At 39.4% G+C, this 23520-nt stretch carries 21 protein-coding genes and 3 tRNA genes; 13 read left to right on the top strand and 11 right to left on the bottom strand.

Annotated elements, in window-relative coordinates:
• The first annotated feature begins 36 nt into the window (after nt 1-36).
• Nucleotides 37-603, top strand: coding sequence for a DUF3267 domain-containing protein (locus KSK37_RS11390; RefSeq protein WP_217201622.1), 567 nt, complete (start codon nt 37-39; stop codon nt 601-603).
• A gap of 28 nt (nt 604-631) precedes the next feature.
• On the opposite strand, the gene msrA is transcribed toward KSK37_RS11390, so the two are convergent.
• Nucleotides 632-1282 carry a peptide-methionine (S)-S-oxide reductase MsrA gene (gene msrA / locus KSK37_RS11385; protein WP_217201620.1) on the bottom strand — a complete coding sequence of 217 codons (651 nt, stop codon included), beginning with the start codon at nt 1280-1282 and terminating at the stop codon, nt 632-634.
• Nucleotides 1283-1489: 207 nt separating this feature from the next.
• Between msrA and KSK37_RS11380 the strand changes: the two genes are divergently transcribed.
• Nucleotides 1490-1975 (top strand): M14 family metallopeptidase, encoded by a 486-nt coding sequence (locus KSK37_RS11380; protein ID WP_088359182.1) that lies wholly within the window; start codon nt 1490-1492, stop codon nt 1973-1975.
• Between the two features lie 880 nt (nt 1976-2855).
• Here the strand turns inward: KSK37_RS11380 and KSK37_RS11375 are convergent.
• The 4 genes from KSK37_RS11375 to KSK37_RS11360 form a co-directional block, all read right to left on the bottom strand.
• Entirely contained in the window at nt 2856-3824 is a 969-nt protein-coding gene (locus tag KSK37_RS11375) for an ROK family protein (protein WP_217201618.1), read from the bottom strand.
• A gap of 103 nt (nt 3825-3927) precedes the next feature.
• Nucleotides 3928-6999, bottom strand: coding sequence for a preprotein translocase subunit SecA (secA, locus tag KSK37_RS11370; protein WP_088359185.1), 3072 nt, complete (start codon nt 6997-6999; stop codon nt 3928-3930).
• 118 nt (nt 7000-7117) lie between these two features.
• The gene (locus tag KSK37_RS11365) at nt 7118-7339 is read right to left on the bottom strand and encodes a DUF2795 domain-containing protein (RefSeq protein ID WP_088359186.1); all 222 of its coding nucleotides are present in this window, start codon (nt 7337-7339) and stop codon (nt 7118-7120) included.
• Nucleotides 7340-7435: 96 nt separating this feature from the next.
• Nucleotides 7436-8464, bottom strand: a complete 1029-nt coding sequence (locus KSK37_RS11360; RefSeq protein WP_217201616.1) for a GDP-mannose 4,6-dehydratase — start codon at nt 8462-8464, stop codon at nt 7436-7438.
• A gap of 66 nt (nt 8465-8530) precedes the next feature.
• Here KSK37_RS11360 and KSK37_RS11355 point away from each other — a divergent pair, with 66 nt between their 5' ends.
• Together KSK37_RS11355 and KSK37_RS11350 are read left to right on the top strand one after the other, a co-directional pair.
• Nucleotides 8531-9328, top strand: coding sequence for a DUF2797 domain-containing protein (locus tag KSK37_RS11355; protein WP_217201614.1), 798 nt, complete (start codon nt 8531-8533; stop codon nt 9326-9328).
• A 66-nt stretch (nt 9329-9394) separates the two neighbouring features.
• Nucleotides 9395-12067, top strand: coding sequence for an AsmA family protein (locus tag KSK37_RS11350; protein WP_217201612.1), 2673 nt, complete (start codon nt 9395-9397; stop codon nt 12065-12067).
• A 15-nt stretch (nt 12068-12082) separates the two neighbouring features.
• On the opposite strand, the gene KSK37_RS11345 is transcribed toward KSK37_RS11350, so the two are convergent.
• The 4 genes from KSK37_RS11345 to KSK37_RS11330 form a co-directional block, all read right to left on the bottom strand.
• Complete coding sequence (locus tag KSK37_RS11345; protein ID WP_217201610.1) at nt 12083-12424, bottom strand: hypothetical protein; 342 nt, start codon at nt 12422-12424, stop codon at nt 12083-12085.
• Between the two features lie 107 nt (nt 12425-12531).
• Nucleotides 12532-12615 (bottom strand) — tRNA-Leu (locus KSK37_RS11340).
• Nucleotides 12616-12624: 9 nt separating this feature from the next.
• Nucleotides 12625-12697: transfer RNA gene (locus tag KSK37_RS11335), tRNA-Gly, on the bottom strand.
• Between the two features lie 7 nt (nt 12698-12704).
• Nucleotides 12705-12786: transfer RNA gene (locus KSK37_RS11330), tRNA-Leu, on the bottom strand.
• 156 nt (nt 12787-12942) lie between these two features.
• Between KSK37_RS11330 and KSK37_RS11325 the strand changes: the two genes are divergently transcribed.
• The 8 genes from KSK37_RS11325 to KSK37_RS11290 all read left to right on the top strand — a co-directional run bounded on the left by KSK37_RS11325 (nt 12943) and on the right by KSK37_RS11290 (nt 19237).
• Nucleotides 12943-13320 carry a DUF3127 domain-containing protein gene (locus KSK37_RS11325; protein ID WP_088359191.1) on the top strand — a complete coding sequence of 126 codons (378 nt, stop codon included), beginning with the start codon at nt 12943-12945 and terminating at the stop codon, nt 13318-13320.
• Between the two features lie 69 nt (nt 13321-13389).
• Nucleotides 13390-14040 (top strand): leucyl/phenylalanyl-tRNA--protein transferase, encoded by a 651-nt coding sequence (aat, locus tag KSK37_RS11320; protein WP_217201608.1) that lies wholly within the window; start codon nt 13390-13392, stop codon nt 14038-14040.
• A complete protein-coding gene (locus tag KSK37_RS11315) occupies nt 14030-14914 on the top strand; it encodes a DMT family transporter (RefSeq protein WP_217201606.1) in 885 nt (294 codons plus the stop codon). Before aat ends, KSK37_RS11315 begins: the two co-directional genes overlap by 11 nt.
• 171 nt (nt 14915-15085) lie before the next feature.
• Nucleotides 15086-15739: a CBS domain-containing protein gene (locus KSK37_RS11310; protein ID WP_088359194.1), complete on the top strand. Its 654-nt coding sequence runs from the start codon at nt 15086-15088 to the stop codon at nt 15737-15739.
• Between the two features lie 2 nt (nt 15740-15741).
• Complete coding sequence (locus KSK37_RS11305; protein WP_088359457.1) at nt 15742-16608, top strand: NAD kinase; 867 nt, start codon at nt 15742-15744, stop codon at nt 16606-16608.
• Between the two features lie 72 nt (nt 16609-16680).
• Entirely contained in the window at nt 16681-17751 is a 1071-nt protein-coding gene (gene fbaA / locus KSK37_RS11300; RefSeq protein ID WP_088359195.1) for a class II fructose-bisphosphate aldolase, read from the top strand.
• Nucleotides 17752-17823: 72 nt separating this feature from the next.
• Nucleotides 17824-18672 (top strand): acetyl-CoA carboxylase, carboxyltransferase subunit beta, encoded by an 849-nt coding sequence (gene accD / locus KSK37_RS11295; protein WP_088359196.1) that lies wholly within the window; start codon nt 17824-17826, stop codon nt 18670-18672.
• A gap of 52 nt (nt 18673-18724) precedes the next feature.
• Nucleotides 18725-19237 carry a DUF6973 domain-containing protein gene (locus tag KSK37_RS11290; RefSeq protein ID WP_217201604.1) on the top strand — a complete coding sequence of 171 codons (513 nt, stop codon included), beginning with the start codon at nt 18725-18727 and terminating at the stop codon, nt 19235-19237.
• A 9-nt stretch (nt 19238-19246) separates the two neighbouring features.
• Here the strand turns inward: KSK37_RS11290 and KSK37_RS11285 are convergent, their stop codons facing one another.
• Entirely contained in the window at nt 19247-20482 is a 1236-nt protein-coding gene (locus tag KSK37_RS11285) for a PQQ-dependent sugar dehydrogenase (protein WP_217201602.1), read from the bottom strand.
• Between the two features lie 661 nt (nt 20483-21143).
• Here KSK37_RS11285 and uvrB point away from each other — a divergent pair.
• Nucleotides 21144-23132 (top strand): excinuclease ABC subunit UvrB, encoded by a 1989-nt coding sequence (gene uvrB / locus KSK37_RS11280; RefSeq protein ID WP_217201600.1) that lies wholly within the window; start codon nt 21144-21146, stop codon nt 23130-23132.
• Between the two features lie 127 nt (nt 23133-23259).
• Here the strand turns inward: uvrB and KSK37_RS11275 are convergent, their stop codons facing one another.
• Nucleotides 23260-23520, bottom strand: a complete 261-nt coding sequence (locus tag KSK37_RS11275; protein WP_217201598.1) for a DUF3820 family protein — start codon at nt 23518-23520, stop codon at nt 23260-23262.

Here is a 23520-nt window from a genome sequence, read left to right as displayed (position 1 = left end):
ATATTTTAGTATTTTTGAGAAAACTGAAACTAAAACATGAATCTTGAAAACTTAGATAAAGAGGAGAAAAAAATCGATTTGGTGAAAGCTAATATTGTTGCATTAAAATATTTAGGCTTTTTTGCACTTATTTTTGCCGTACCGTTCTTCTTACTTTGGCAAACTGGTTCCTCAAAAAGTATATTCCAAACCGATAATGTTTTTATCAAATTACTTGCACCTGTTGTGGGGATGATCTTAGGAATTGTGGTTCATGAATTCATCCACGGAATTTTCTTTGCAAAGTATGCCTCAAAAGGCTTCAGATCCATCAAATTTGGCATCTTATGGAAAACACTCACGCCTTATTGCCATTGTAAAGAACCTCTGAAAATCAGGCATTATATCATCGCTTTACTGGCTCCGTTTATTTTCCTTGGAATTATTCCGGCAGTCATCAGTTTATTCACCGGAAGCCTTATGCTGCTCATTTTCGGAATCATATTTTCCGGGGCAGCGGCAGGAGATTTAATGATTTACCATTTAATTAAAAAAGAAAATCCTGAAGATTATGTTCAGGATCATCCATCGGAAGCAGGATATTATATTTACAGGCAAAAATAAAGCGGAGAATCTTTCTCCGCTTATTTTATTATTCAGTTTTCGTTTCCAGCATTCCCAGTTCGCCATAATGCTTTTTGAATTTGGCAATTTTAGGTCCCACCACCGCGCTGCAGTAAGGCTGGGTAGGATTTTCTCTATAATACCCCTGATGATACTGTTCCGCCGGCCAGAACTTCTCAAACTTCACCACTTCGGTTACATATTTTCCGTGCCATCTTCCGGAAGCTTCAGAAGCCTTCAAAGCTGCTTCTGCTTTCTGTTTTTCGGCATCGTCTTTATAGAAAATCACCGACCGGTATTGGGTTCCGATATCATTTCCCTGTCTGTTCAGTTGTGTAGGATCGTGCAGGAAAAAGAAAACATCCATCAGCTGTTCGTAAGAAATAATTTTCGGGTCGTAGGCAATCTGTACTACTTCGGCATGGCCGGTTTCTCCGGTACAAACCTCTTCATAGGTCGGGTTTGGCTTATGTCCGCCTGAATATCCCGAAACAGCTGCATCCACCCCTTTCAGCATATTGAAACAACTTTCCACACACCAAAAACATCCGCCACCGAAGGTGATATATTCTAAATTCTGTTTATCCATTTTTACATTTTTTGTTAAAGGTTTCTGCGTCTCCTGGCCGTTGCAGGAATACAAAATTAGACCCATCAAAAATACTAAAATCTTATTCATGTTTTAATAACGAATTTCTATGATAAAAATTTTAATTAATCATCATAATTAAATTTTAAGTTTCCTGCTGAAGACAACACACGATCCTTTTGCAAACAATTAATAAAAATACTGAAAACCGTAACAGACAAAAAAGGGTTCTTTAACGGTTGCTGAATACACCATTTTCTTTTATTTTCGAAACACTAACCATAAAAACACAATAGTATGCCTTTGACAAACTTAAACAATGTGCACCTTACCCCGGCACAGGTAACCGCTGCAAAAGATGCCGTAACTGAACTGGAAAACGCGCTGAGCGTGGTGAACGTTTCACTTACCCCGGAAGACCGCAAGAGGTATGGCAGCATCAACGAGCAGAACAAACTGCTGGTAAACAAAGTAAACGATTATCGCCAGAACGAGCCTACTCTCGCAGTAAATGATGTAGATTGGGCAGAGTTTGAGAAAGATTTTGCCAGCCGCGCCGTTTTTGAGAGCCTCATTTCACGTCTGGAAGCATTGATAACAAAAATGAAGAATTCCAAAACCCTGCACGATTTCGATAACTACCAGGCGGCACTGGCAGATTATGCCTACACCAGCTACCGCGCCGGCAGCGGAGCAGATGGTTTCGAAACCAAACACAGTGAGCTGAAACAGTTCTTCAACCGCACCGGCAGAAGCACCACGCCCGCAACGCCAACTACATAATTTGCCTTATTAGTTTTCGAGTCCGCCGATAAGGCGGGCTTTTTTAATGCTCCGGCGGGTTACTTTACCCCGACGGATCATTAAATCAGTGCATACATGGGGTATATTGCCGGAATCGTGAGGTTCAAAAGCTCAAATTTTCACTTGTGGGCCCCAAATTTTCTCTGAAAAACCCCAATGATGAGATAAATTATCCCACAGATGGACTGAAATGGAGATGTGGAACACTGAGGAACCTAAAGGATGGGGTAGAGGACGGGAAATTTCCGCGTATGGACTGTTATTTCCAGCAATTGGTTAAACGATTTAAACTGTTTTCAAGATTTTGTTTTTGGTTATTCTTGTAGTGATAAAGAATGCAAACCCTGAATATGTTAGATAGAATGGGAAAATCATTATTGCTTTTAATGGCCAGCCAATTCCCATTAAGCTCTTTTTTAACTCTGCTACTTTTTGAATATCAATTTTTTTTACGTTCTTGAAATTTTCGGTTTCGTTCGTTCCGTCAAAATTGTAATTGTACTGCGTAAGTAGTATTTGTGAAGAAAAATCAGACCACCACGCAGAAAAAATTAATAGTATCAAACTTAGAATAATTAACGCTGATCCCCCAATTATATATTTTGATTTTAGATGTAATTTAACTGTCAGTTTTGACAGAATTATTGGTAAAAAAATCAATAAGACGAGAGTAATGTAAGAAATTACGTTTATTAAAATGTCCATTTTTCACCGCTTTACTGGAGTTTATAGATTAAATTCTTACTTCAAAGATACTTAATTAATGTAATAAGTGATCTTCCAGATATGGCTTAAAAAAATGAACATCCCACTACTGAGATGCTCATTTATTTATTTAGTTATTTCCGTGCTTTGATATTTACTTTTCCCACACCAAAGCGCTTGCGCCAAGGATGGCGGCGTCTGCTTCGTCAAGTTCACTGAAAACCAGTCTTACTTTGTTTCTGAAGATCGGTAAAAGGTTGCGCTCCATGTGGAGTTTGGTGGGTTTTAAGATAAAGTCTCCGGCTTTGATCACGCCGCCGAAAAGAAGGATGGCTTCGGGTGAAGAAAACATCACGAAATTAGCCAACGCCTCACCTAATTTCTGCCCGGTATATCTGAATACTTCTATTGCAGTAGGATCGCCTTTTTTGGCACATTCGTGTACAACTTTAGAATTTATTTCCTCTTCAGGATATTCATTAAGCATCGAATCCGGAAATTCTGCACGCATTTTCTTAGCCGTGATAGAAATTCCTGTGGCAGATGCATATGCTTCCAGAGAACCTTCGGAGCCTGTGCTCCAGTGTTTTCTTCCGCCAGGTTTTACGATGGTATGACCAAGTTCTCCTGCGAAACCGTCGTGTCCGTAGATCAGGTTTCCGCCGGAAATTATTCCGCTTCCAACGCCTGTGCCGAGGGTCATCATGATAAAATCTTTCATCCCCCTTGCCGCGCCGAACATCATTTCTCCCAAAGCTGCCGCATTGGCATCATTAGTCATCGTGCAGGGCAGCCCAAATTTTTCGGTCATCAGTTTTGCGAAAGGTACAACGCCTTTCCAGCGAAGGTTGGGTGCCTGTTCTATCGTACCGGTATAATAGTTTGCATTGGGCGCGCCGACTCCTATGCCGTCGAACTGCCTTTGGCTGCAGTGTTTGGCCATCAGCGGAGCTATCGTGTTGTAAAGCGCATCGATGAAGTCTTCTACTTTTTCGTAATCGTCAGTTTTGATGCTTCCTTTTTCCAGAATTTCGCCCCGGTGGTTCACAAAGCCATATTTGGTGTTGGTACCGCCAATATCAATTCCTAAAGCAACCTGTTTTGACAAATCTATTAATGCCATTCAATAATAATTTAGAACACTAAAAATACAACAAATTCACATTAGGTTAACAAAAAAACTTCCCCAAATATTGGGGAAGTCTCATGATAACTTTCATCTCTGTTTATGCAGGAATTTCTCCTTTATATAAGAATGATACGATTTCTTTGTTTACTTTTTCAACCATTTCGCTGAAAAGATAGAATGACTCCTGTTTGTAAATTACCAAAGGATCTTTCTGCTCATACACCGCACCCTGTGAGGAACGTCTCAGATCATCCATTTCTCTTAAGTGAAGTTTCCAGTTTTCATCGATGATGGCAAGGGAAATATTCTTTTCGAAATCGTTGATCAGTGAATCGCATTTGGTTTCGTAAGCTTCCTTCAGGTCGGTAACAATGGTCATTGTTTTAATTCCGTCCGTGAAAGGCACCTGAATCATTTTGAACATTGAACCCTGGTTTTGGTAAACGTTTTCAATGATCGGGAAAGATTTTTCTTTCAGAAGAGTCAGTTTCATCTGATAATCTTCGGTGGCTGCCTTGAAAAGAATATTGGTAAGCTCAGGATTTTGTTTTGTTTTGAATTCACTTTCAGAAACGGGTGCTTCCATGGTGAAATTCTTGATGATTTCGTATTCAAAATCTTTATAATCGCCTTCCAGTTTCGCTTTGGTAACGATAGACTGTGCAACATCAAAAATCATGTTCGAAATATCATATTTCAGGTGATCCCCAAACAGTGCGTTCTTTCTTCTTTTGTAGATTACGTCACGCTGTTTGTTCATCACATCGTCATACTCCAGCAATCTTTTTCTGATACCGAAGTTGTTTTCCTCTACTTTTTTCTGAGCTCTTTCGATAGATTTTGAGATCATTCCGTGCTGAATTACTTCACCTTCTTTATGACCCATCCTGTCCATCATTTTCGCGATTCTTTCAGAACCGAAAAGACGCATCAGATTGTCTTCCAAAGAAACATAGAACTGTGAACTTCCTGGATCTCCCTGACGTCCGGCTCTACCTCTCAGCTGACGGTCAACTCTACGAGAATCGTGTCTTTCAGTACCGATGATCGCCAAACCGCCGTTCTGCTTCACTTCGCCCTGCAGCTTAATATCGGTTCCTCTACCTGCCATGTTGGTCGCGATCGTTACAACCCCCGGTCCACCGGCCATTGCTACGATTTCTGCTTCTCTGGCGTGTAGTTTTGCGTTCAGTACATTATGCTCAATTTTTCTTAACTGAAGTGCTCTTGAAAGCAACTGAGAAATTTCAACTGATGTAGTTCCCACCAATACCGGTCGGCCCACTGCTGTTAATCTTTCAATTTCTTCAATTACGGCATTGTATTTTTCACGGTTGGTTTTGTACACCAAATCCTGTCTGTCATCTCTCTGAATAGGTCTGTTGGTAGGAATTACCACTACATCCAATTTGTAGATTTCCCAAAGTTCGCCTGCTTCAGTTTCCGCTGTTCCGGTCATCCCCGCAAGCTTGTTGTACATCCGGAAATAATTCTGAAGGGTAACGGTTGCAAAAGTTTGGGTAGCCGCTTCAATCTTCACGTTTTCTTTCGCTTCAATTGCCTGGTGAAGACCGTCAGAATAACGTCTCCCTTCCATGATACGGCCGGTCTGCTCATCAACGATTTTTACCTCTCCGTCAATTACTACATATTCGTCATCTTTTTCGAATACGGTATATGCTTTTAAGAGCTGGCTTAAAGTGTGAACTCTTTCAGATTTTACTGCAAACTCGGAAAAGAGTTTTTCTTTCGCTTCAAATTCTTCTTCTTTCGATAAATTTTTAGCTTCAAGTTCTGCAATCTCGGTTGCAATATCATTCAGAACGAAGAAATCTTTGTCTTCGTTTCCTGCAGACATATATTCAACCCCTTTATCGGTAAGATCAATCTGATTGTGTTTTTCGTCGATAACGAAGTAAAGGTCTTTGTCAACAATCGGCATATCGCGGTTGTTGTCTGCCATATACTGTCCTTCAGTTTTTTGGAGAAGCGCTTTGTTTCCGCTTTCTGAAAGGAATTTAATTAAAGGTCTTGATTTTGGTAAACCTCTGTAAGCCTGCAATAATTTGAAACCGCCATCTTTTGTGTTTCCGTTGGCGATTAATTTTTTTGCTTCATTGAATATCGCTGAAACCGTTTTTTTCTGAATTTCAACAATTCGGTCAACAGAAGGTTTCAATACGTCAAACTCCTGACGGTCGCCCTGAGGAACCGGCCCTGAAATAATCAGCGGTGTTCTTGCATCATCCACCAAAACGGAATCTACCTCATCGACGATGGCGAAGTTTAATTCTCCCTGAACGAGTTCGTCAGGATTGGTCACCATGTTATCTCTTAAGTAATCGAAACCGAATTCGTTATTTGTTCCGTAGGTAATGCTTGATTGGTATGCTTTTCTTCTAGCGTCAGTATTAGGCTGGTGCAGATCGATACAGTCGATCGTTAAACCGTGGAACTGATAAAGCGGACCCATCCATGCCGAGTCACGTTTCGCCAGATAATCATTCACGGTAACTACGTGTACTCCTCTTCCCGGTAGAGCGTTAAGATAAATAGGTAAAGTTCCTACTAAAGTTTTTCCTTCACCGGTCGCCATCTCGGCAATTTTTCCGCTGTGAAGAACCACCCCTCCGATGAACTGAACATCATAATGTACCATGTCCCAAGTTACTGCTGTTCCGGCTGCATCCCACTGGTTTTTCCAGATGGCGGTATCGCCCTGAATCTCCACGAAATCTTTAGTGGAAGCGAGTTCCCTGTCCAGATCTGTAGCTGTTACGCGGATTTCTCCGTTCTGGGCAAGTCTTCTGGCTGTTTCTTTTACCAGTGCAAAGGCTTCAGGAAGAATTTCGTTCAGTACTTTTTCTTCGATCTGGTAAGAATCTTTTTTAAGCTGTTCTACTTTGGCAAAAAGTTCTTCCTTTTCATCAACGTTGGCAGAATTTTTAATCTGTTCTTTGGTTTGCTCAATCTGAGAAGTAATATTGGCAGTAGCCGTTTTTATTTTTTCTTTAAACGCTGCAGTTTTTTCTCTTAAACCATCATCAGAAAGTTCCTGAATTTTCGGTTCAGCAGCTTTTATTTTAAGAAGTACTTTTTTTACTTCTTTCAGGTCGGTAGCGTTTTTGTCGCCCAGAAAACCTTTAAGAACTTTGTCTATAAAACCCATAAGTATTCGCTTTCGGCCATTTGCATGTGCATAGCCATTTAAAAGATTTTAGTTTTTTTTAGAATTTTTCTAAAATATAAAAGCCGGTTGCCGTTGATGACCACCGACTGTTGTTTTTTTAATATTCGTCTTCGTTCCAGAGATAATCATCATCCGTAGGATAATCGCTCCAGATCTCGTCAATAGCGTCGTAAACCTCTCCTTCATCTTCGATAGCCTGAAGATTTTCAACTACTTCCATTGGTGCACCTGTTCTAATTGCATAATCAATAAGTTCCGCCTTTGTCATAGGCCAAGGCGCGTCACTTAAATAAGAAGCTAATTCTAATGTCCAATACATATATTTAATTTTTTGCAAAAGTATAAAAATAGGCGACATAAAAAAGGGTTTTTGTCGCTGATTTTCAATAATCTTTGATTTTTAATTCAATTTTTTTCAAGTTCCATTTCTCAAAAACCATTCCACAAATTTTTTTATGCCATTTTGGAAGCGGGTCTTTGGCTGATAGCCGATTAGTGACTTTGCCTTACCGATTCCGGCATTCGTTTTCTGTACGTCTCCGGGCTGCATCGGCAGCAGATTTTTTTCAGATTTTTTGTCCAGATTTTCTTCAATGGTTGAAAGCATCTGATCCAGATTAATCACCTCATTTTCACCGAGGTTAATGATTTCATAAACATGCCTGTGCTTTTCCAGATAATGGATTGATTTTATGATCCCGTCGATGATGTCATCGATGTAAGTATAGTCTCTGGCAGTGGAGCCGTCGCCGTAAAAAGGTACTTTCTTGTTTTCGGAAATAAGTTTGGTGAATTTATGAATGGCTAAATCCGGTCGCTGTCTGGGTCCGTAAACCGTGAAAAACCTCAGCTGAATCATATCAATACCATATAAATGATGGTAGACGTGACCTAAAATTTCTCCGCATTTTTTGGTGGCGGCGTAAGGGGAAATGGGGCGGTCGACATTGTCAGTTTCTTCGAAAGGAATTTTACTGCTGTTTCCGTAAACGCTTGAACTTGAAGCGCAAACAAATTTTTTGATTTTGAATTCTTTACACAGTTCCCATAGGTTCATGGTTCCTTTGATGTTCACTTCTTCGTATTCCAGAGGCTTTTCAATAGAAGGGCGAACTCCGGCCAAAGCGGCTAAATGAATGACAGCGTTGATTTTATGTTTAGCGAAAATCATCTGAAGTCCCTTTTTGTCTCTAATGTCCTGATAGTAAAGCTGGTATTTTTTAGTGGAAGTTTCAAAAATCAGCTTTTGGATATCATGCTCTTTTCCGTGGAAAGAAAATTCCAGAGTTTTACTGACAGATTCTAACGTATTTCTGATTTTAGTTTTATAATCATAAAAATCATCAAAATTGTCAATGTTAATGACAGAATGTCCGTTTTTAATTAAATGTTCGACGAGATGCGAACCGATAAATCCGCTTCCGCCGGTAACGAGATAGTTCATTTTTGATTTTTATTTATTACAAATTTAATTAAAATCAAATCATTATTTTTACTGAAATATTTAAATATGCACTTCTCCGGACAAATCCTGAAAATGACCACGCAAAATGCGCAGCCCATTCAATATTTCCTTAACCTTTCGAACGATTTAATTAATATGAATCAGCTGATCGGAAAAAAAATCACCTTAAAACATATCGGTTACGAGTGCGTGCACTGCTCAAAAGATGAGAAAGTTTACCGCATGGGATTCTGCAAAAAGTGTTTTTTCGAAAGTCCGTATGCCAGCGATACGATTATCAGACCCGAACTTTCAACTGCGCATCTGGGAATTGGAGAACGTGACCTGGAAATTGAGAAAGCTATACAGCTGCAGCCGCATATTGTATATTTGGCCTATACCGGTGACGTAAAAGTAGGAGTAACCCGCGAATCTCAAATCCCGACCCGTTGGATTGACCAGGGAGCCACTTTTGCACTTCCGATCGCGAAAACCGACAACCGTTATGAAGCCGGAATGATCGAGGTAGCCATGAAAGCGCATCTTGCCGATAAAACCAACTGGCGCAAAATGCTGGAAGACGATTTCGAAGACGATTTGGATCTGGCTGATTTCCGCGAAAAAATTAAAGATTATTTTCCTGAAGATTTCAAAAGCTTTTACTCGATGGAACATCAGATGATCCGGCTTGATTATCCTTACGAAGCACCGGAAAAAATCAGTTCGTTTTCTTTAGACAAAAAACCCGAGTTTGAAGGAGTTTTAAAAGGAATTAAGGGACAGTATCTTTCTTTCGAAGGCGGAGATTTCATCAATGTGAGAGCGCATGAAGGATATGTGATAGACTTTAGCGTTACCGACTAATTATTTCCGTGCTGTATTTTTCATTAAACTGAAATTTCTTGGCATAAAATTTTAATCCTCAGCAGAATGAAGAAAAACTACATCAGATTGTTTTCGGTTCTTGTGGGGATTTTATTTGTTATTTTCCTTATTGCCAACTTTGGACTGAATCTTTGGCTCAAATATCGGCTCCCCGAATTTATTAAAAACAATTCTGAATATAAAATTTCTTACCAGTCGCTGGATGTGCATCTGGGAACCGGGAATATCTTCGCTACGGGGATTACCATCAATAATAAAAATACAGGTAACCCTAAAATGATTGGTTTGCAGGGAACTGTTGATACGCTTTCTGTTTCTCAGTTGGGGATTTTTGATGCCGTATTTAATAAGAGAATCAATACTTCCGATTTGATTTTACGGAAGCCAAATCTCAACATCGTTCTCGCGAAACCGATTGACGGAAAAACGGGTACGAAAAAAAAACCAATTGTTCTGGAAAACATTACCATTACCAATGGCAAGATCAGTGTTTTCAAATACAACAAGCAGAAGTTATTGTCGGTAAACAGCCTTAACCTGAATGTTGAAAACCTTCAGCTCACCGAAAAATCAATGGTGAAGAAACTCCCTGTAATTTTTGATAAATATAAGATTAGCGGCACCAATTTTTTCTTCCGTCCGGATAATCTTTATGCGGTAACTGCACAGTCTGTCAATACCAAAGAGGGACAGATGAATCTGAAGGATTTTGCCGTTATTCCGCTGCTTTCCCAACGGAATTTCATCAGATTTTATCCGAAAAAAGCAAAACTTTTCAGTTTTAAAAGTTCTGCAATGGAATTTAAAGATATAGCGCTGAAAAATAACAGGGTCGCATTGAGCAATGTCCGCTTCCAAAATCCGGATCTTACGGTTTTCATGACAAATACTCGCCCCCGAGCCAGGGAAAAAGAATTTAATGATGACATCCGTCTCGAAAATATCCTGATAGATCATATGAAAGTTACCGTGTTGAAACCTGATGGAAGTCCGATGTTGAAGGCAGGTAATCTGAATGTAAATGTCAGCAAATTCTTAATGAACGGTGAAACCGTTAAGAACAGTCTTCCTTTTGAATATGGAAATTTTAAATTTTCCGGACAGCAGATTAATTATGTTACCAATACTGAAAACGTTAAAATTTCAGCTTTATCAGCCAGTCCTCAAAATTTGAATCTGCAGAGTTTTTCCGTGAAGCCAACGGCAGTAAATCCTGATAAAACACTTCTCGATTTAACCGGCAAAAACATTGATTTTAAAATAAATGAATGGAAATTCGTCGGGAATAAACTGAAAATAGACATTCAGAATGTCTTAGCAAGTAGCATAAACGGAAAAATTGTAGCATCAAAAAACTCCGGGAAAAAGAAATCCTCTTACAGTGGAATTTCATTTCCATTAACCGTCAGAAATTTCCAGCTGAAGAATTCAAACGTGGTTTTTGATAAAGGTAACAATCCGATGGTTTTTGAGGACTTAAACGGAAGACTTAAAAATATTGAAATGAATGCTTCGACGGTGAAAGAAGCAATGCCATTCAAAGTGGGAAGTTATCACTTAAGCACCCGAAATTTCCGCTACGGAACCGAATTTTACAATCTCTCGGCAGCGGTGATGAAATTCAGTGAAAATACGACGCAGCTTTCGGGTTTTATGATGCAGCCAAAAGTTTCCAGAGCGCAGTTTATAAGAATGATTCCTGCTGAGAAAGATCTTTATGACATCAAAGTGAATCAGGTTTCTGTAAATGGAAGTTGGGATTTTGTTTCTTCTCATCAGTTTCTGAATGCTTCACAAATAACCATGGACGGAGTAAATGCTAATATTTTCAGGAGTAAAATTCCAAAAGATGATTTAAGTGAAAAACCTTTGTATTCTAAATTACTGCGGACGGTAAAATTCCCTTTGTTTGTTCAGAATTTAGATATTAAAAATTCTGTGCTGGAATATGAAGAAGACACCAAGAAAAGTGACGGACCGGGAAAACTGACCTTTAATAATTTCAACCTGAATGCAAAAAACCTTAATTCCGGGAAGATGAAAGGAAAGCCTACCGTTGTTCCGATAAATATCAGCTGCCGTTTTATGAATGCATCCCCGATGAATGTCAAGTGGAGTTTTGATGTCGCAGACCGTAATGACGGCTTTTCTATCGCAGGGAATATCGCAGATCTGCCGGCTTCAAGAATTAATCCTTTTATAGAGCCTTATCTGAAAATCCGTGCAACAGGTTTGATTTCAGATTTAATTTTCAGTTTTAAAGGAAATTACAGCGGTCTTAATGGAAGCTTGAATATGAAACACCGCGATCTTAAAGTTTCTGTATTGAAAGAAACCGGCGAAAAAAACAAACTTCTATCAGCACTCGTGAATGTTTTCGTGCGAACGAATTCGGGAAATTATCCTGAATCCGTGGCTGTGGAAGAAGTGCAGCGGGATAAAACCAAATCTTTTTTTAATCTTTTCTGGCGCGGAATAGAGCAGGGGCTGAAAAAAACTTTGATCGGCAAAAATGCTCTTAAAAATGAAGCATCAGTTAAAAGTACAGTAAAAAACACCAAAGCAGCAATACAGGAAAATAAGAACGATCTTCAGGAAACTAAAGAAGCGGTAAAGGAAAAGGCAGTAGCCGCAAAGGAAAAAGTTCAGAACACCAAACAAAAGCTCGCGCAGAAAGGAGGTTTAAGGACTGTTTTTAAGAAAAAATCCGAAAAATAATTTTCGGATTGCTGTTTAATCAAGACTGAAATCTTCACGTTCATCTATGGGAATTTCCCGGAGGAAATTATCGAATTCCTCACCGCTATAATTACTGTTGGCTCCATAAGAATCAATAATTAAGGACTGCAGACCGTCCTTATCCTGCAGGATATAGAGTACAGCATTGTCATCCGGGCTGCTGTCGCCTTCGAAACGGTAAGATTTTACGATACATAAATCGGAAGGGCGGTAGGTAATTTCAGTGCCTTCCAGAATAAACTGTTTTTCTTCATTCATTCGGATCTCGCGGGTGATTCCCCGTCCACGAAGGGTATTAAGGACTTCAGAGAGTGGCTTTAAGCTGTTATTTTCCATAATGTTTTGTGGTTTTAATAAACATAAAGCAACAAAATGTTTGCCGAACAGGTTATGGCCAAAAACAAAAAACGCTGAAAATCAATTAAGATTTACAGCGTTTAAAGTACCTCGGACGGGACTTGAACCCGTACATCCTTGCGGATACAGGATTTTAAGTCCTGCGTGTCTACCAGTTCCACCACCAAGGCAAGTGGATGAGCGAAAAACGGGATTCGAACCCGCGACCCCGACCTTGGCAAGGTCGTGCTCTACCAGCTGAGCTATTTTCGCAATAAAGTGCGGATGAAGGGACTCGAACCCCCACGCCTCACGGCACCAGATCCTAAGTCTGGCGTGGCTACCAATTACACCACATCCGCTAATTAACTTCTTCTCTTTTTTTGTGAGTGCAAATATAGACACTTTTCCCTTTTAAACCAAAAAAAAATGCATTTTTTTATTTTTTTTAAATTTTTGAATTTACGCTTTCGTATTCTCTTCTTTATTTATTACTTTTACATCTTTAATTATCAATTATGGAATTACAAGGAACAATAAAAAAGATATCTGACGTTCAGACATTTGCAAGCGGTTTTCAGAAAAGAGAAATGGTGATCCTTACTGAAGAGCAGTATCCGCAACCTATTAATATTGAATTTTTGCAGGATAAAAGCGATCTTGTAAATAGTTATAAAGAAGGTGAAAAAGTTAAAGTCAGCATTAATATAAGAGGTAGAGAATGGACATCTCCTCAGGGCGAAGTAAAATATTTCAACTCTATCACAGGCTGGAGAATTGAAAAAGTAGAAGGTGGTTTTCAGGAAGAACCAACTGTAGCAAGACCTTCTTCAAATACCTCCTCTGCTGAAAAAACTGACGTTTTCGCTGAAGAAGACGACGATTTACCTTTCTAATTTCGGAAGTTTAAAATGTATAATACATCAATCCTGCTTTTTCTCAAGAGCAGGATTTAATTTTGAAAAATGGTTTTTCTTGATCCCAACGACATTTTCTTCCCAGATCCTGAATCTACAGATTCAGAAAGCGGCTTATTGGCGGTTGGCGGTGATCTGTCGCCGGAAAGGCTGCTGTTTGCTTATCAGTTAGGGCTTTTTCCGTGGTTTAACGAAGGGGAAGAGATTCTTTGGTGGTGTCCTGATCCAAGATTCGTACTTCTTCCGGAGGATCTGAAAATTTCAAAATCAATGAGAAAAATTCTGAGAGATGAGGTTTTTACTTTTACTGAGAATAAATGTTTCAGCGAGGTAATGAAGCAGTGTAAGAATGCTTACCGAAAAGATCAGGACGGAACCTGGATTTCGAATCAGTTTATTGAATCCTACACCAAACTCCACGAGCAGGGCTTTGCAAAAAGTTTCGAAGTTTGGCAGAACGGAGAACTGGTTGGCGGATTTTACGGGGTACAGATTGGGAAAGTTTTCTGCGGGGAAAGTATGTTCGCCAAAGTGAGCAACGCGTCAAAAGCGGGTTTCATCAATTTTATTTTAAATAATAAAGAAAAAACAGAGCTTATTGACTGCCAGATTCATTCAGAACATCTGGAAAGCCTAGGCGCAAAAATGATTCCCAAAAAAGAATATTTAAAAATTTTAAAAAGAAACAATGAATCCTGATAAAGAAAAGTGGGTTTTACTGGTGCTGCTCTCCGTTATCTGGGGTTCGTCATTTATTTTAATCAAGAAATCGCTGGAGCATTTCAGTCCTTATGAAGTCGGGGCTTTGCGCGTTCTGATTGCGGGGATTATTCTGTTGCCGCTTGCAATAATCAATATTAAAAAATTTCCGAAGAAACATTTAAAGTGGCTCATCCTCGCTGCGGTTACGGGAAATTTTATTCCGATGTTCCTTTTTCCGATTGCGGAAACTAAGGTGAGCAGCAGTATTGCGGGAATCATCAATTCGATGATGCCGATTTTCGTCATTATTGTCGGTGCGCTGTTGTGGAAGTTTCAGACTACAAAACGGCAGATTGTCGGAGTGGTAATCAGCTTTACCGGTGCGTGTATTCTTGCTTTTTCAGGAGGTGAAGGAGGAGAGTTCAAACTGATTCCGATTTTGCTTTTACTTTTGGCAACATTAATGTATGCAATCAGTACAACTACGGTGAAATCGCGGTTAAGTGACATTCCGGCAAAAATTCTGTCAGCTTTTGTTTTTTCATTTGTCCTGATTCTTCCTTCAATGATTGCACTGGTATTTGCCGGATTCTTTAATAATCTTGAAGTGAACAGCAGCTTATGGGAAGGCCTAGGCTTCGTGAGTTTGCTTTCGGTTTTCGGTACGGGTTTGGCGATGATGCTGAATTACAGGCTTCTGAGTGTTTCCACGCCATTGTTTGCCTCCACTGTTACGTTGCTGATGCCGATTGTTGCTATAGTTTGGGGGCTTTTAGATGGTGAAAAGCTTACCCTGATGCAGGGCTTTGGAGGAGTGATTATTTTGGCCGGTCTGATCTTTCTGCGCCAGATGCCTCCCGCTAAAAAATGAAAAACTGCAAAGTCCGATGGACAGTGCAGTTTGAAATAAATCTAATAAAAAGTAAAAATGAAAGGCGACAAAGATATATATTTGTTTTTATATCATGCAAGAGTTTTTTTAATAATTTCAAAATATTTTCAAAACCGCTTCCAATTTTTAATATTTTCATAAATTAGCCTCATGTTTATCAAAGACTATATTTCCAAAGATTATCCTGCTTTCAATGCGACCGATACTATTGAAGAGGCGAATGAAATGGCTAAAGAGTTCTGCTATTCCCATGTTTTTGTAAAGAAAAAAGGAATTTATCAGGGGGCGATCAGCCAGTCTTTTTTGGAGGAAAGCCCGGAAGGTAATTTGGCGAGTCTTGAGATCCATTATGAAAAATTCGCCATTTTGGATGACGGTAATTTATTAGATTCCATCAAGCTATTTCATACTTTTAATGCGAACGTAGTTCCGGTTATTTCAAAAGCTGAAAAATATACGGGTTATCTTTGCTGCGACGATATTTTCAATGAATTTTCAAAGTATCCGCTCTTTTCGGAAAACGGCGCGGTACTGATTATTCAGACCAGCGGAAAGCATTATTCCATGACAGAAGTCTGCAAAATTGTAGAATCGAACAACGGTAAAATTTACGGCTGTTTTATTAATCTTGTCGGGGATGATTTCATTCAGATTACCCTGAAAATAAACAGCGAAAACCCAAGTTCTATCGACGAAACATTCGAAAGATACGGATACAGCGTAGTACATAAATATTATGACGATGAAAAAGAAGACCTGTTGAAAGACAGATTCGGATTTTTCCAAAAATATATGGAATTTTAATGATGAAGGCAGCTATTTATTCTCAAAAAAATGATTTAGATACTTTTCTGTATTTGAGCAAATTCGTTTCAGAACTTGAAAAACGGGGAGTTCAGTCTGTGCTGTATGAGGAAATGGCAAACGCAATGCAGTTTTCTAAAATTTTTGAAACCTTTACCGGAAAAGAAGATTTAAAAGAGAAGAAAGTGGATTTGTTTTTCACTTTCGGCGGCGACGGAACGATTGTGAATTCTCTCCTTTTCGTGCAGGATTTAGAAATTCCGGTCGTGGGTGTAAATACCGGTAGACTCGGTTTTCTTGCCAGTTTCAGCAAAGAAGAGGTTTTCCTGGAACTTGATGAAATTATCAAAGGAGAGGTGAAGATCAGCCGGCGATCAGTGATTGAAATTGTTTCACCGAACAAATCGATGTTTTTTCCCTTTGCATTAAATGACATCACTATTTCCCGGAAAGAGACCACAGCCATGATTACGGTGGAATCCTATATTAATGGAGAATTTCTCAATATTTTCTGGGGAGACGGAGTTATTATTTCTACTCCAACCGGTTCTACAGCATATTCTTTGAGTTGCGGCGGACCGATCATTACTCCAAACAATGAAAATTTTGTAATCACTCCGATTGCTCCGCACAACCTGAATGTGAGGCCGCTGATCGTAAATGATGATGTGGAAATTCGCCTGAAAGTGGAAAGCCGTGTTCCGCAATATTCATTATCACTTGATTCCCGGTTGATACATATGGAGACTGATGTGGAGATTGTTTTAAGAAAAGCAAGGTTCCAGCTGCTGCTGATTTACCCGAATAACTTAAGTTTTTATGAAACAATCCGTCAGAAACTGCTTTGGGGAAAAGACAAAAGAAACTGATAGTTTTCGCATAAAATTCTTAACTTTACAGACCTTAATTTAAGATTAAAAAATCTTTTAAAAAATAAAAATATGAGCAGACGTTTTCCGGCAGGAGTTGCCACAGGTCAAATGGTTACCGACATTTTTGAATATGCCAAAGAAAATAATTTCGCGCTTCCCGCAGTAAACGTTATCGGTTCCAGTAACGTAAACGCAGTGCTGGAAACTGCAGCAAAATTAAATTCTCCGGTAATTATTCAGTTTTCAAACGGTGGTGCCGCTTTCAACGCAGGAAAAGGTTTAAGCAACGATGGTCAGAAAGCTGCTGTTGCAGGGGCTGTTGCCGGTGCAAAACATATTCATACTTTGGCTGAAGCCTACGGAGCAACCGTAATTCTTCATACCGATCACTGTGCTAAAAAATTATTGCCTTGGATTGACGGATTAATGGATGCCAATGAAGAATTCTTCGCGCAAACCGGAAAATCTCTTTATTCATCTCATATGTTGGATCTTTCTGAAGAGCCGATCGAAGAAAACTTAGACATTTCCTGCAAATATTTCGAAAGAATGGCCAAAATGGGAATGACTTTAGAAATTGAATTGGGCGTAACAGGAGGTGAAGAAGATGGTGTTGACAATTCGGGAGTGGATTCTTCCAAATTATATACTCAGCCTGATGAAGTGGCTTACGCATATGAAAGATTAAATGCAATTTCTCCCAACTTTACGATTGCTGCAGCCTTCGGAAATGTTCACGGGGTTTACAAACCGGGAAATGTAAAACTGACTCCTAAAATTTTAGATAATTCTCAGAAATACGTTCAGGAAAAATTCAATTTGGGTGAAAAGCCGGTGAATTTTGTTTTCCATGGCGGATCAGGTTCTACAGTGGAGGAAATCAGAGAAGCAATAAGCTACGGTGCTATCAAAATGAATATTGATACCGATCTGCAGTTCGCTTACACTGAAGGAATCAGAGATTATATGGTAAACAACGTAGAATATCTGAAAACACAGATCGGAAATCCTGAAGGCAGCGATAAACCAAACAAAAAATTCTATGATCCAAGAGTTTGGGTTAGAAAAGGTGAAGAAACTTTCGCTAAAAGATTGGTTCAGGCTTTTGAAGATTTAAACAACGTAGATACTCTTAAATAATTGAACGGTGCACAATGTATTGATGCTGAAATCATGAATACATTGTGCTTTTTTTACATAAATACTTAGCAAATGGCATTCGACTGGTTTAAAAGAAAGACAAAAAATATTACCACTTCTACGGAGGATAAAAAAGATGTACCGAAAGGACTTTGGCATCAGACTCCGACAGGGAAAATTATTGAGCATGAGGAACTTAAGGCCAATAGTTATGTTTCCCCGGAAGACGGTTTCCATGTAAGAATCGGAAGTAATGAATTTTTCTCCATTCTTTTTGATGATAACAAATATACCGAGCTTAACGCGGATGTGGAAAGTGTGGATATGCTTCATTTTAAAGACACCAAATCCTACACCGACCGTCTGAAAGAAGTAAAAGCGAAGACTAAGCTTACTGACTCAATACGGAATGGAGTTGGGAAAGTTAACGGCGTTGAAATGGTTATTTCCTGTATGGATTTTGCTTTTATCGGAGGATCTTTAGGTTCAGTGATGGGCGAAAAAATCCGAAGAGCGGTAGATTACTGTATCGAGCATAAACTTCCCTACATGATTATTTGTCAGTCGGGTGGTGCACGTATGCAGGAAGCAACGTATTCATTAATGCAGCTTGCTAAAGTTCAGGCTAAATTAGCGCAGCTTTCAGAAGCAGGTCTTCTTTATATCGCTTACCTGTGTGATCCTACTTTCGGTGGAATTACCGCATCTTTTGCGATGACTGCAGATATTATTATGGCTGAGCCGGGCGCATTGATCGGTTTTGCGGGACCTAGAGTTATCCGTGAAACGATCGGTAAAGATTTGCCGGAAGGCTTCCAGACTTCTGAGTTTTTGCAGGAAAAAGGTTTTGTTGATTTCATCGTAAAAAGAACTGAAATTAAAGAAAAAGTTTCGAAAACTGTGAAACTGTTGGTACACTAGAAATCAATAGCAATTAAATAAAAATCTCTCCTCTGAAGGAGAGATTTCTGTTATGACAAAAACCATAAAAATAGTATTCAATACCTTAAAGTCTTTGAGTTTCCCAAAGTTGGTAAAGCTTTTGAAACTTGCAGCTCCACATCCTTTATTTGCAGTAATGGGATTTTATGCAACGGTGAAAAGTTTTGCGCTTGCACAAAAAAACTTCCCGAAAACCAGTGCTGCGAGTGGAATAGGAAATGCCTTCAGGCACGCTTTATGGACGGCGCTCATTAGCATGTACTGCAGCAAGATATCGTCACCGGAAAAAGCACTTGATTTCTGTGAAAAAATGACTGATCTGCACGAAGAACTTTTCCCAAACGAACCCTTGGAGAAAAAGATGGATCTCCATAACAATCAGGTGGGAATGAATCTTTACAGGGAAATGCTTCCGGGAATTCACCGCCAGTTTTTTGAAACTGCTTTCTTCGTGGACAAACTTTTTGAAAAAACTAAAACAGCTAAAATTCTTACCAATCTTGATGAAGATTTCGGAAATGAGCTAGTTTACCTGGAGGAATAATTTCCTCATTTATTTTTTCGAAATTTTATAGAGTTTACCGCTGTCTGAGACGGCATAGAGATTTCCGTCCTGTCCGTTAAGTACGTCGCGGATTCTGTCATTCCTATCTTCCAGCAGCCATTCTTCACCCACCACTTTGTTGTCTTTTATTACCAGACGGATAATTTTCTCCCCGCTTAAACAGCCGATCATCAGGTTGTTTTTCCATTCTTCAATATTTCCAGTGTAAAAAGTGATTCCGCTCATAGAAACCGACGGATCCCAATAATAAACGGGTTGTTCCGTTCCTTCTTTTTGCGTGGTTCCGTTATTTATTTTTTTTCCGCTGTATTCAAGTCCGTAAGTAACATTTCCCCAGCCGTAATTTTTCCCGGCCTGAATTAAATTGATTTCATCACCGCCTTTCGGACCCATTTCCGCTTCCCAAAGCTGTCCTTTTTCATCCATTGCCAATCCCTGCGGATTTCGGTGTCCTGTAGAATAGATCTCGGGTTTCCAGCCCGCTATTTCCGGATTTCCCGGCGCAGGTTTCCCGTCCTTCGTGATTTTTAAAACTTTTCCTAAATAGGAGTCCTGTTTCTGAGCATAAGGTCTGGTTTCCAGATCTGAACGTTCACCGGTGCTTACGAAAAGGTTTCCGTCTTTATCAAAAACGAGACGGCTTCCGTAATGTTTATCGCCATCATAAGTGGGTGTTGCGCGGAAAATAACGACAGGGTTTTCTATATTTTTGTCGTCAGCTGAAAGTTTCCCTTTGGCAACCGCGGTATGATTTCCCCCGGAAACCGGTTCAGAAAAAGTCCAGAAAATCATTCTGTTATTTTTGAAATCCGGATCTAACGCGACATCCAGCAAACCGCCCTGCCCTTTATTGTCAACTTTGGGCAAACCTTCCACTTTAGAAACCGTTTTTCCGTCCTGTGAAACGATGTTTAAATAGCCTGGTTTTGAAGTGATTAAAAATCTTCCGTCCGGTAGACTGATAATTCCCCATGGGTTTTTTAAATCTGAATTAATAACTTCAACCTGATAAGGCGTTTTTGTTTTTAAACCCTCAATCCGGGTTTGTCCGGCAAAAGTGGGTTGATATTCGGGAGCGTTTTTATTGGCTGTTTCGGGGTTTGGCAGTTTTCCGTTTTCCAGGACCACTTCATTCTGCTGATTTGCGGTTTTGGAATTTCCGGTGCAGGAAAGCACAAGCACCAGTCCTAAAAGAGGCAGAGTTTTGATTGACAATGATTTCATAATGAGAATTTTGGCGGTTTAGTAAAGGTAAGAAACAAAAATTAAGCCGACAGAAATTCTGTATATTTGAGGTTGAACAGCACAGATTCTTGAAAATAATAATTCTGTTGAACTTAACCATAAAATAATTTATCCGACATGAAAGGCATCTCAGTTATAATTCTTTTGGCTCTATCTTGTTCATGTACTTCATTCAGTACATACTCAAAATTTAACAGTATTCAAAGTTGTGATGGGTATATATGTATTAACAATGATTCTTTAAACATTAAATTTACCTCGTTTGGTGCTTTCAAAATTGCAAACAGCAAAAGAGAGTTCAGAAATTTGAAGTTAAAAGGAAATTTGGAATTTAAGAATATTATCTTTTTCGGGACATCTTCAACGATAGAAACCATTACTATCTTCTTTTAAATAACAGAAAAAGGAAAGAAAATTTGTGTATCGGGACACAATAATTGACGGCAGAAAAATTACTGTGGCAGTAAAGTCTGCAGAGAAAAGCGCGCCTTCTAACCAGGAATTTCTTTTAAATGGCATTCAGAAATTGAAATAATTCAATTTTTCTTTTTTGTATTTTTGTAAAACCCAATCACATACCTTTTATTCTTTCGAATATTTAAGCTTAACAAATAAATAGTGCGTTTGGGAATTAAAAAAGATGCAGTTTAAACTTCAGTCAGAATATAAACCGACAGGCGACCAGCCACAAGCCATTGAGAAATTAATCAAGGGTATTGAAATTGGTGAAAAATACCAGACCCTTCTTGGAGTCACCGGCTCCGGGAAAACTTTTACGGTAGCAAATGTGGTGCAGAGTGTCCAGAAGCCGACTATTGTTTTGGCTCACAATAAAACTTTGGCCGCCCAACTTTTCATGGAATTCAAAGAGTTTTTCCCTGACAACGCGGTAGAATATTTTGTGAGTTATTACGATTATTATCAGCCGGAAGCTTTTATCGCTTCTACAAACACCTATATCGAGAAAGATCTTTCCATCAATGAAGAAGTGGAAAAACTGAGGCTTTCAGCGTCAGCAAGCTTGCTTTCAGGCAGAAGGGATGTATTGATTGTCGCTTCAGTTTCATGTATTTACGGTATCGGAAACCCCACAGAATTCAACAAATCATTAATTGAAGTTCAGAAAAATGCCAAAATAACCCGAACGGCTTTTCTTCATAAATTGGTTAATGCGCTGTATTCCAGAACGCTGAATGAATTTACAAGAGGAACGTTTCGCGTAAAAGGAGACGTGATTGATGTGTATCCTGCGTACGCTGACAATGCGGTGCGAATTCAGTTTTTCGGAGATGAAATCGACAAAATTCAAAGCTTCAATCCGCTTAACGGAAATGTGATGGCAGAATTTGAAGAGATGAACATCTATCCGGCCAATCTTTTTGTAACTTCTAAAGAAACGCAGGTCAACGCCATTCGGGAGATTCAGGACGATATGGTAAAACAGGTTGATTTTTTTAACGAAATTGAAAAACCTTTTGAAGCCAAACGGCTGCAGGAAAGAACTGAACTTGATTTAGAAATGATGAAGGAGCTGGGTTACTGCAGCGGTATTGAGAATTATTCCCGTTATTTCGACGGAAGATTGCCCGGCTCCCGACCGTTTTGTCTTTTAGATTATTTTCCGAAAGATTTTTTGATGGTAATTGATGAAAGTCACGTAACCGTTCCTCAGGTTCATGCAATGTACGGAGGTGACAGAAGCCGGAAGGAAGTTTTGGTGGAACATGGTTTCAGGCTTCCTGCCGCGATGGATAACCGACCTTTGAAGTTTGAGGAATTTGAAGCAATGCAGAATCAGGTAATTTATGTTTCTGCAACGCCGGCAGATTATGAACTGGAAAAAACCGGCGGCGAATATGTTGAACAGATCATACGTCCGACAGGATTGTTAGATCCTGTGATTGAAATCCGTCCTTCCATGAATCAGATCGATGATTTGATTGAAGAAATCCAGAAAAGGGCAGAAGCTGATGAAAGGGTTTTGGTAACGACTTTAACAAAAAAAATGGCGGAAGAACTTACCAAATATTTTACCAAATTTTCAATACGAACCCGCTATATCCACTCTGATGTGGAAACTTTGGAAAGAATTCAGATCATGCAGGATTTGCGTCTTGGTGTTTTCGATGTGTTGGTTGGTGTAAATCTATTGAGAGAAGGTCTCGATTTACCTGAGGTTTCTCTGGTGGCGATTTTGGATGCCGATAAAGAAGGAATGCTAAGGTCTAGGCGTTCGCTCGTTCAAACTATTGGTAGAGCGGCAAGAAATGTAAACGGGAAAGCAATTCTCTATGCGGATAAAATCACCGGATCTATGCAGAAAGCCATTGATGAAACCAATTACCGCCGGGAAAAGCAGATGGCTTACAACGAAGAACATGGACTGGTTCCAACGGCGTTGAATAAAAAAATATCAGAAATCCTGGTAGGAAGGTCTAAGGATTTCCCGGATCCTAAATATACCCAAAAGGAAATTTTAAAACAGGTAGCGGAAGAAAAAGCGAGTTACGGCAAAGACGCCACCGAACTGATTGCAGAAAAACAGAAAGCAATGGAAGCTGCAGCAAGGAATTTAGATTTCATCAAAGCTGCGAAATTAAGGGATGAAATTGCGGCGCTGAAGGCTTAAGTTGGAAAGGGTATAGGAGGTTCGTGGGAACCGAATGAGTGTAGGGAGTTAGTGATGTTTAAAAAAGGCTTTCCCCGAACGCTATATTTAAATAATAATCAAGTGTTCAAATAAATATTTTTTCATCTTAAAACTTATACACCTTCTTTTTCGGTTTTTCGTAACTTACTTTTCCACGGATTGGCGCCAGCAAATCCATAAGACCGTTCAGTTTTATTTCGTAGATCGTTGAAAGCTGCATACCGAGTTTTCCTTTCGGCATTCCCTGACGGTGAAACCATTCCAGATAATTGATGGGCAGATCTGCAAGGATGGAGTCTTTGTATTTGCCAAACGGCATTTTTTCGGTGCAGATTTCCTGCAGTATTTCCGGGTGTAAACCTTCCAT

The organism is Kaistella soli (genome assembly GCF_019038595.1).
Taxonomy (GTDB): domain Bacteria; phylum Bacteroidota; class Bacteroidia; order Flavobacteriales; family Weeksellaceae; genus Kaistella; species Kaistella soli.
Note: the sequence above shows the minus strand (reverse complement) of the source record. Positions and strands in the feature narration are given on the sequence as shown.

Excerpts from the sequence above, each read along its gene's own strand:
- KSK37_RS11390 (WP_217201622.1), top strand. The coding sequence starts at position 37 with ATGAATCTTGAAAACTTAGATAAAGAGGAGAAAAAAATCGATTTGGTG.
- msrA (WP_217201620.1), bottom strand. The coding sequence starts at position 1,282 with ATGAATAAGATTTTAGTATTTTTGATGGGTCTAATTTTGTATTCCTGC.
- KSK37_RS11380 (WP_088359182.1), top strand. The coding sequence starts at position 1,490 with ATGCCTTTGACAAACTTAAACAATGTGCACCTTACCCCGGCACAGGTA.
- KSK37_RS11375 (WP_217201618.1), bottom strand. The coding sequence starts at position 3,824 with ATGGCATTAATAGATTTGTCAAAACAGGTTGCTTTAGGAATTGATATT.
- secA (WP_088359185.1), bottom strand. The coding sequence starts at position 6,999 with ATGGGTTTTATAGACAAAGTTCTTAAAGGTTTTCTGGGCGACAAAAAC.
- KSK37_RS11365 (WP_088359186.1), bottom strand. The coding sequence starts at position 7,339 with ATGTATTGGACATTAGAATTAGCTTCTTATTTAAGTGACGCGCCTTGG.
- KSK37_RS11360 (WP_217201616.1), bottom strand. The coding sequence starts at position 8,464 with ATGAACTATCTCGTTACCGGCGGAAGCGGATTTATCGGTTCGCATCTC.
- KSK37_RS11355 (WP_217201614.1), top strand. The coding sequence starts at position 8,531 with ATGCACTTCTCCGGACAAATCCTGAAAATGACCACGCAAAATGCGCAG.
- KSK37_RS11350 (WP_217201612.1), top strand. The coding sequence starts at position 9,395 with ATGAAGAAAAACTACATCAGATTGTTTTCGGTTCTTGTGGGGATTTTA.
- KSK37_RS11345 (WP_217201610.1), bottom strand. The coding sequence starts at position 12,424 with ATGGAAAATAACAGCTTAAAGCCACTCTCTGAAGTCCTTAATACCCTT.
- KSK37_RS11325 (WP_088359191.1), top strand. The coding sequence starts at position 12,943 with ATGGAATTACAAGGAACAATAAAAAAGATATCTGACGTTCAGACATTT.
- aat (WP_217201608.1), top strand. The coding sequence starts at position 13,390 with ATGGTTTTTCTTGATCCCAACGACATTTTCTTCCCAGATCCTGAATCT.
- KSK37_RS11315 (WP_217201606.1), top strand. The coding sequence starts at position 14,030 with ATGAATCCTGATAAAGAAAAGTGGGTTTTACTGGTGCTGCTCTCCGTT.
- KSK37_RS11310 (WP_088359194.1), top strand. The coding sequence starts at position 15,086 with ATGTTTATCAAAGACTATATTTCCAAAGATTATCCTGCTTTCAATGCG.
- KSK37_RS11305 (WP_088359457.1), top strand. The coding sequence starts at position 15,742 with ATGAAGGCAGCTATTTATTCTCAAAAAAATGATTTAGATACTTTTCTG.
- fbaA (WP_088359195.1), top strand. The coding sequence starts at position 16,681 with ATGAGCAGACGTTTTCCGGCAGGAGTTGCCACAGGTCAAATGGTTACC.
- accD (WP_088359196.1), top strand. The coding sequence starts at position 17,824 with ATGGCATTCGACTGGTTTAAAAGAAAGACAAAAAATATTACCACTTCT.
- KSK37_RS11290 (WP_217201604.1), top strand. The coding sequence starts at position 18,725 with ATGACAAAAACCATAAAAATAGTATTCAATACCTTAAAGTCTTTGAGT.
- KSK37_RS11285 (WP_217201602.1), bottom strand. The coding sequence starts at position 20,482 with ATGAAATCATTGTCAATCAAAACTCTGCCTCTTTTAGGACTGGTGCTT.
- uvrB (WP_217201600.1), top strand. The coding sequence starts at position 21,144 with ATGCAGTTTAAACTTCAGTCAGAATATAAACCGACAGGCGACCAGCCA.
- KSK37_RS11275 (WP_217201598.1), bottom strand. The coding sequence starts at position 23,520 with ATGGAAGGTTTACACCCGGAAATACTGCAGGAAATCTGCACCGAAAAA.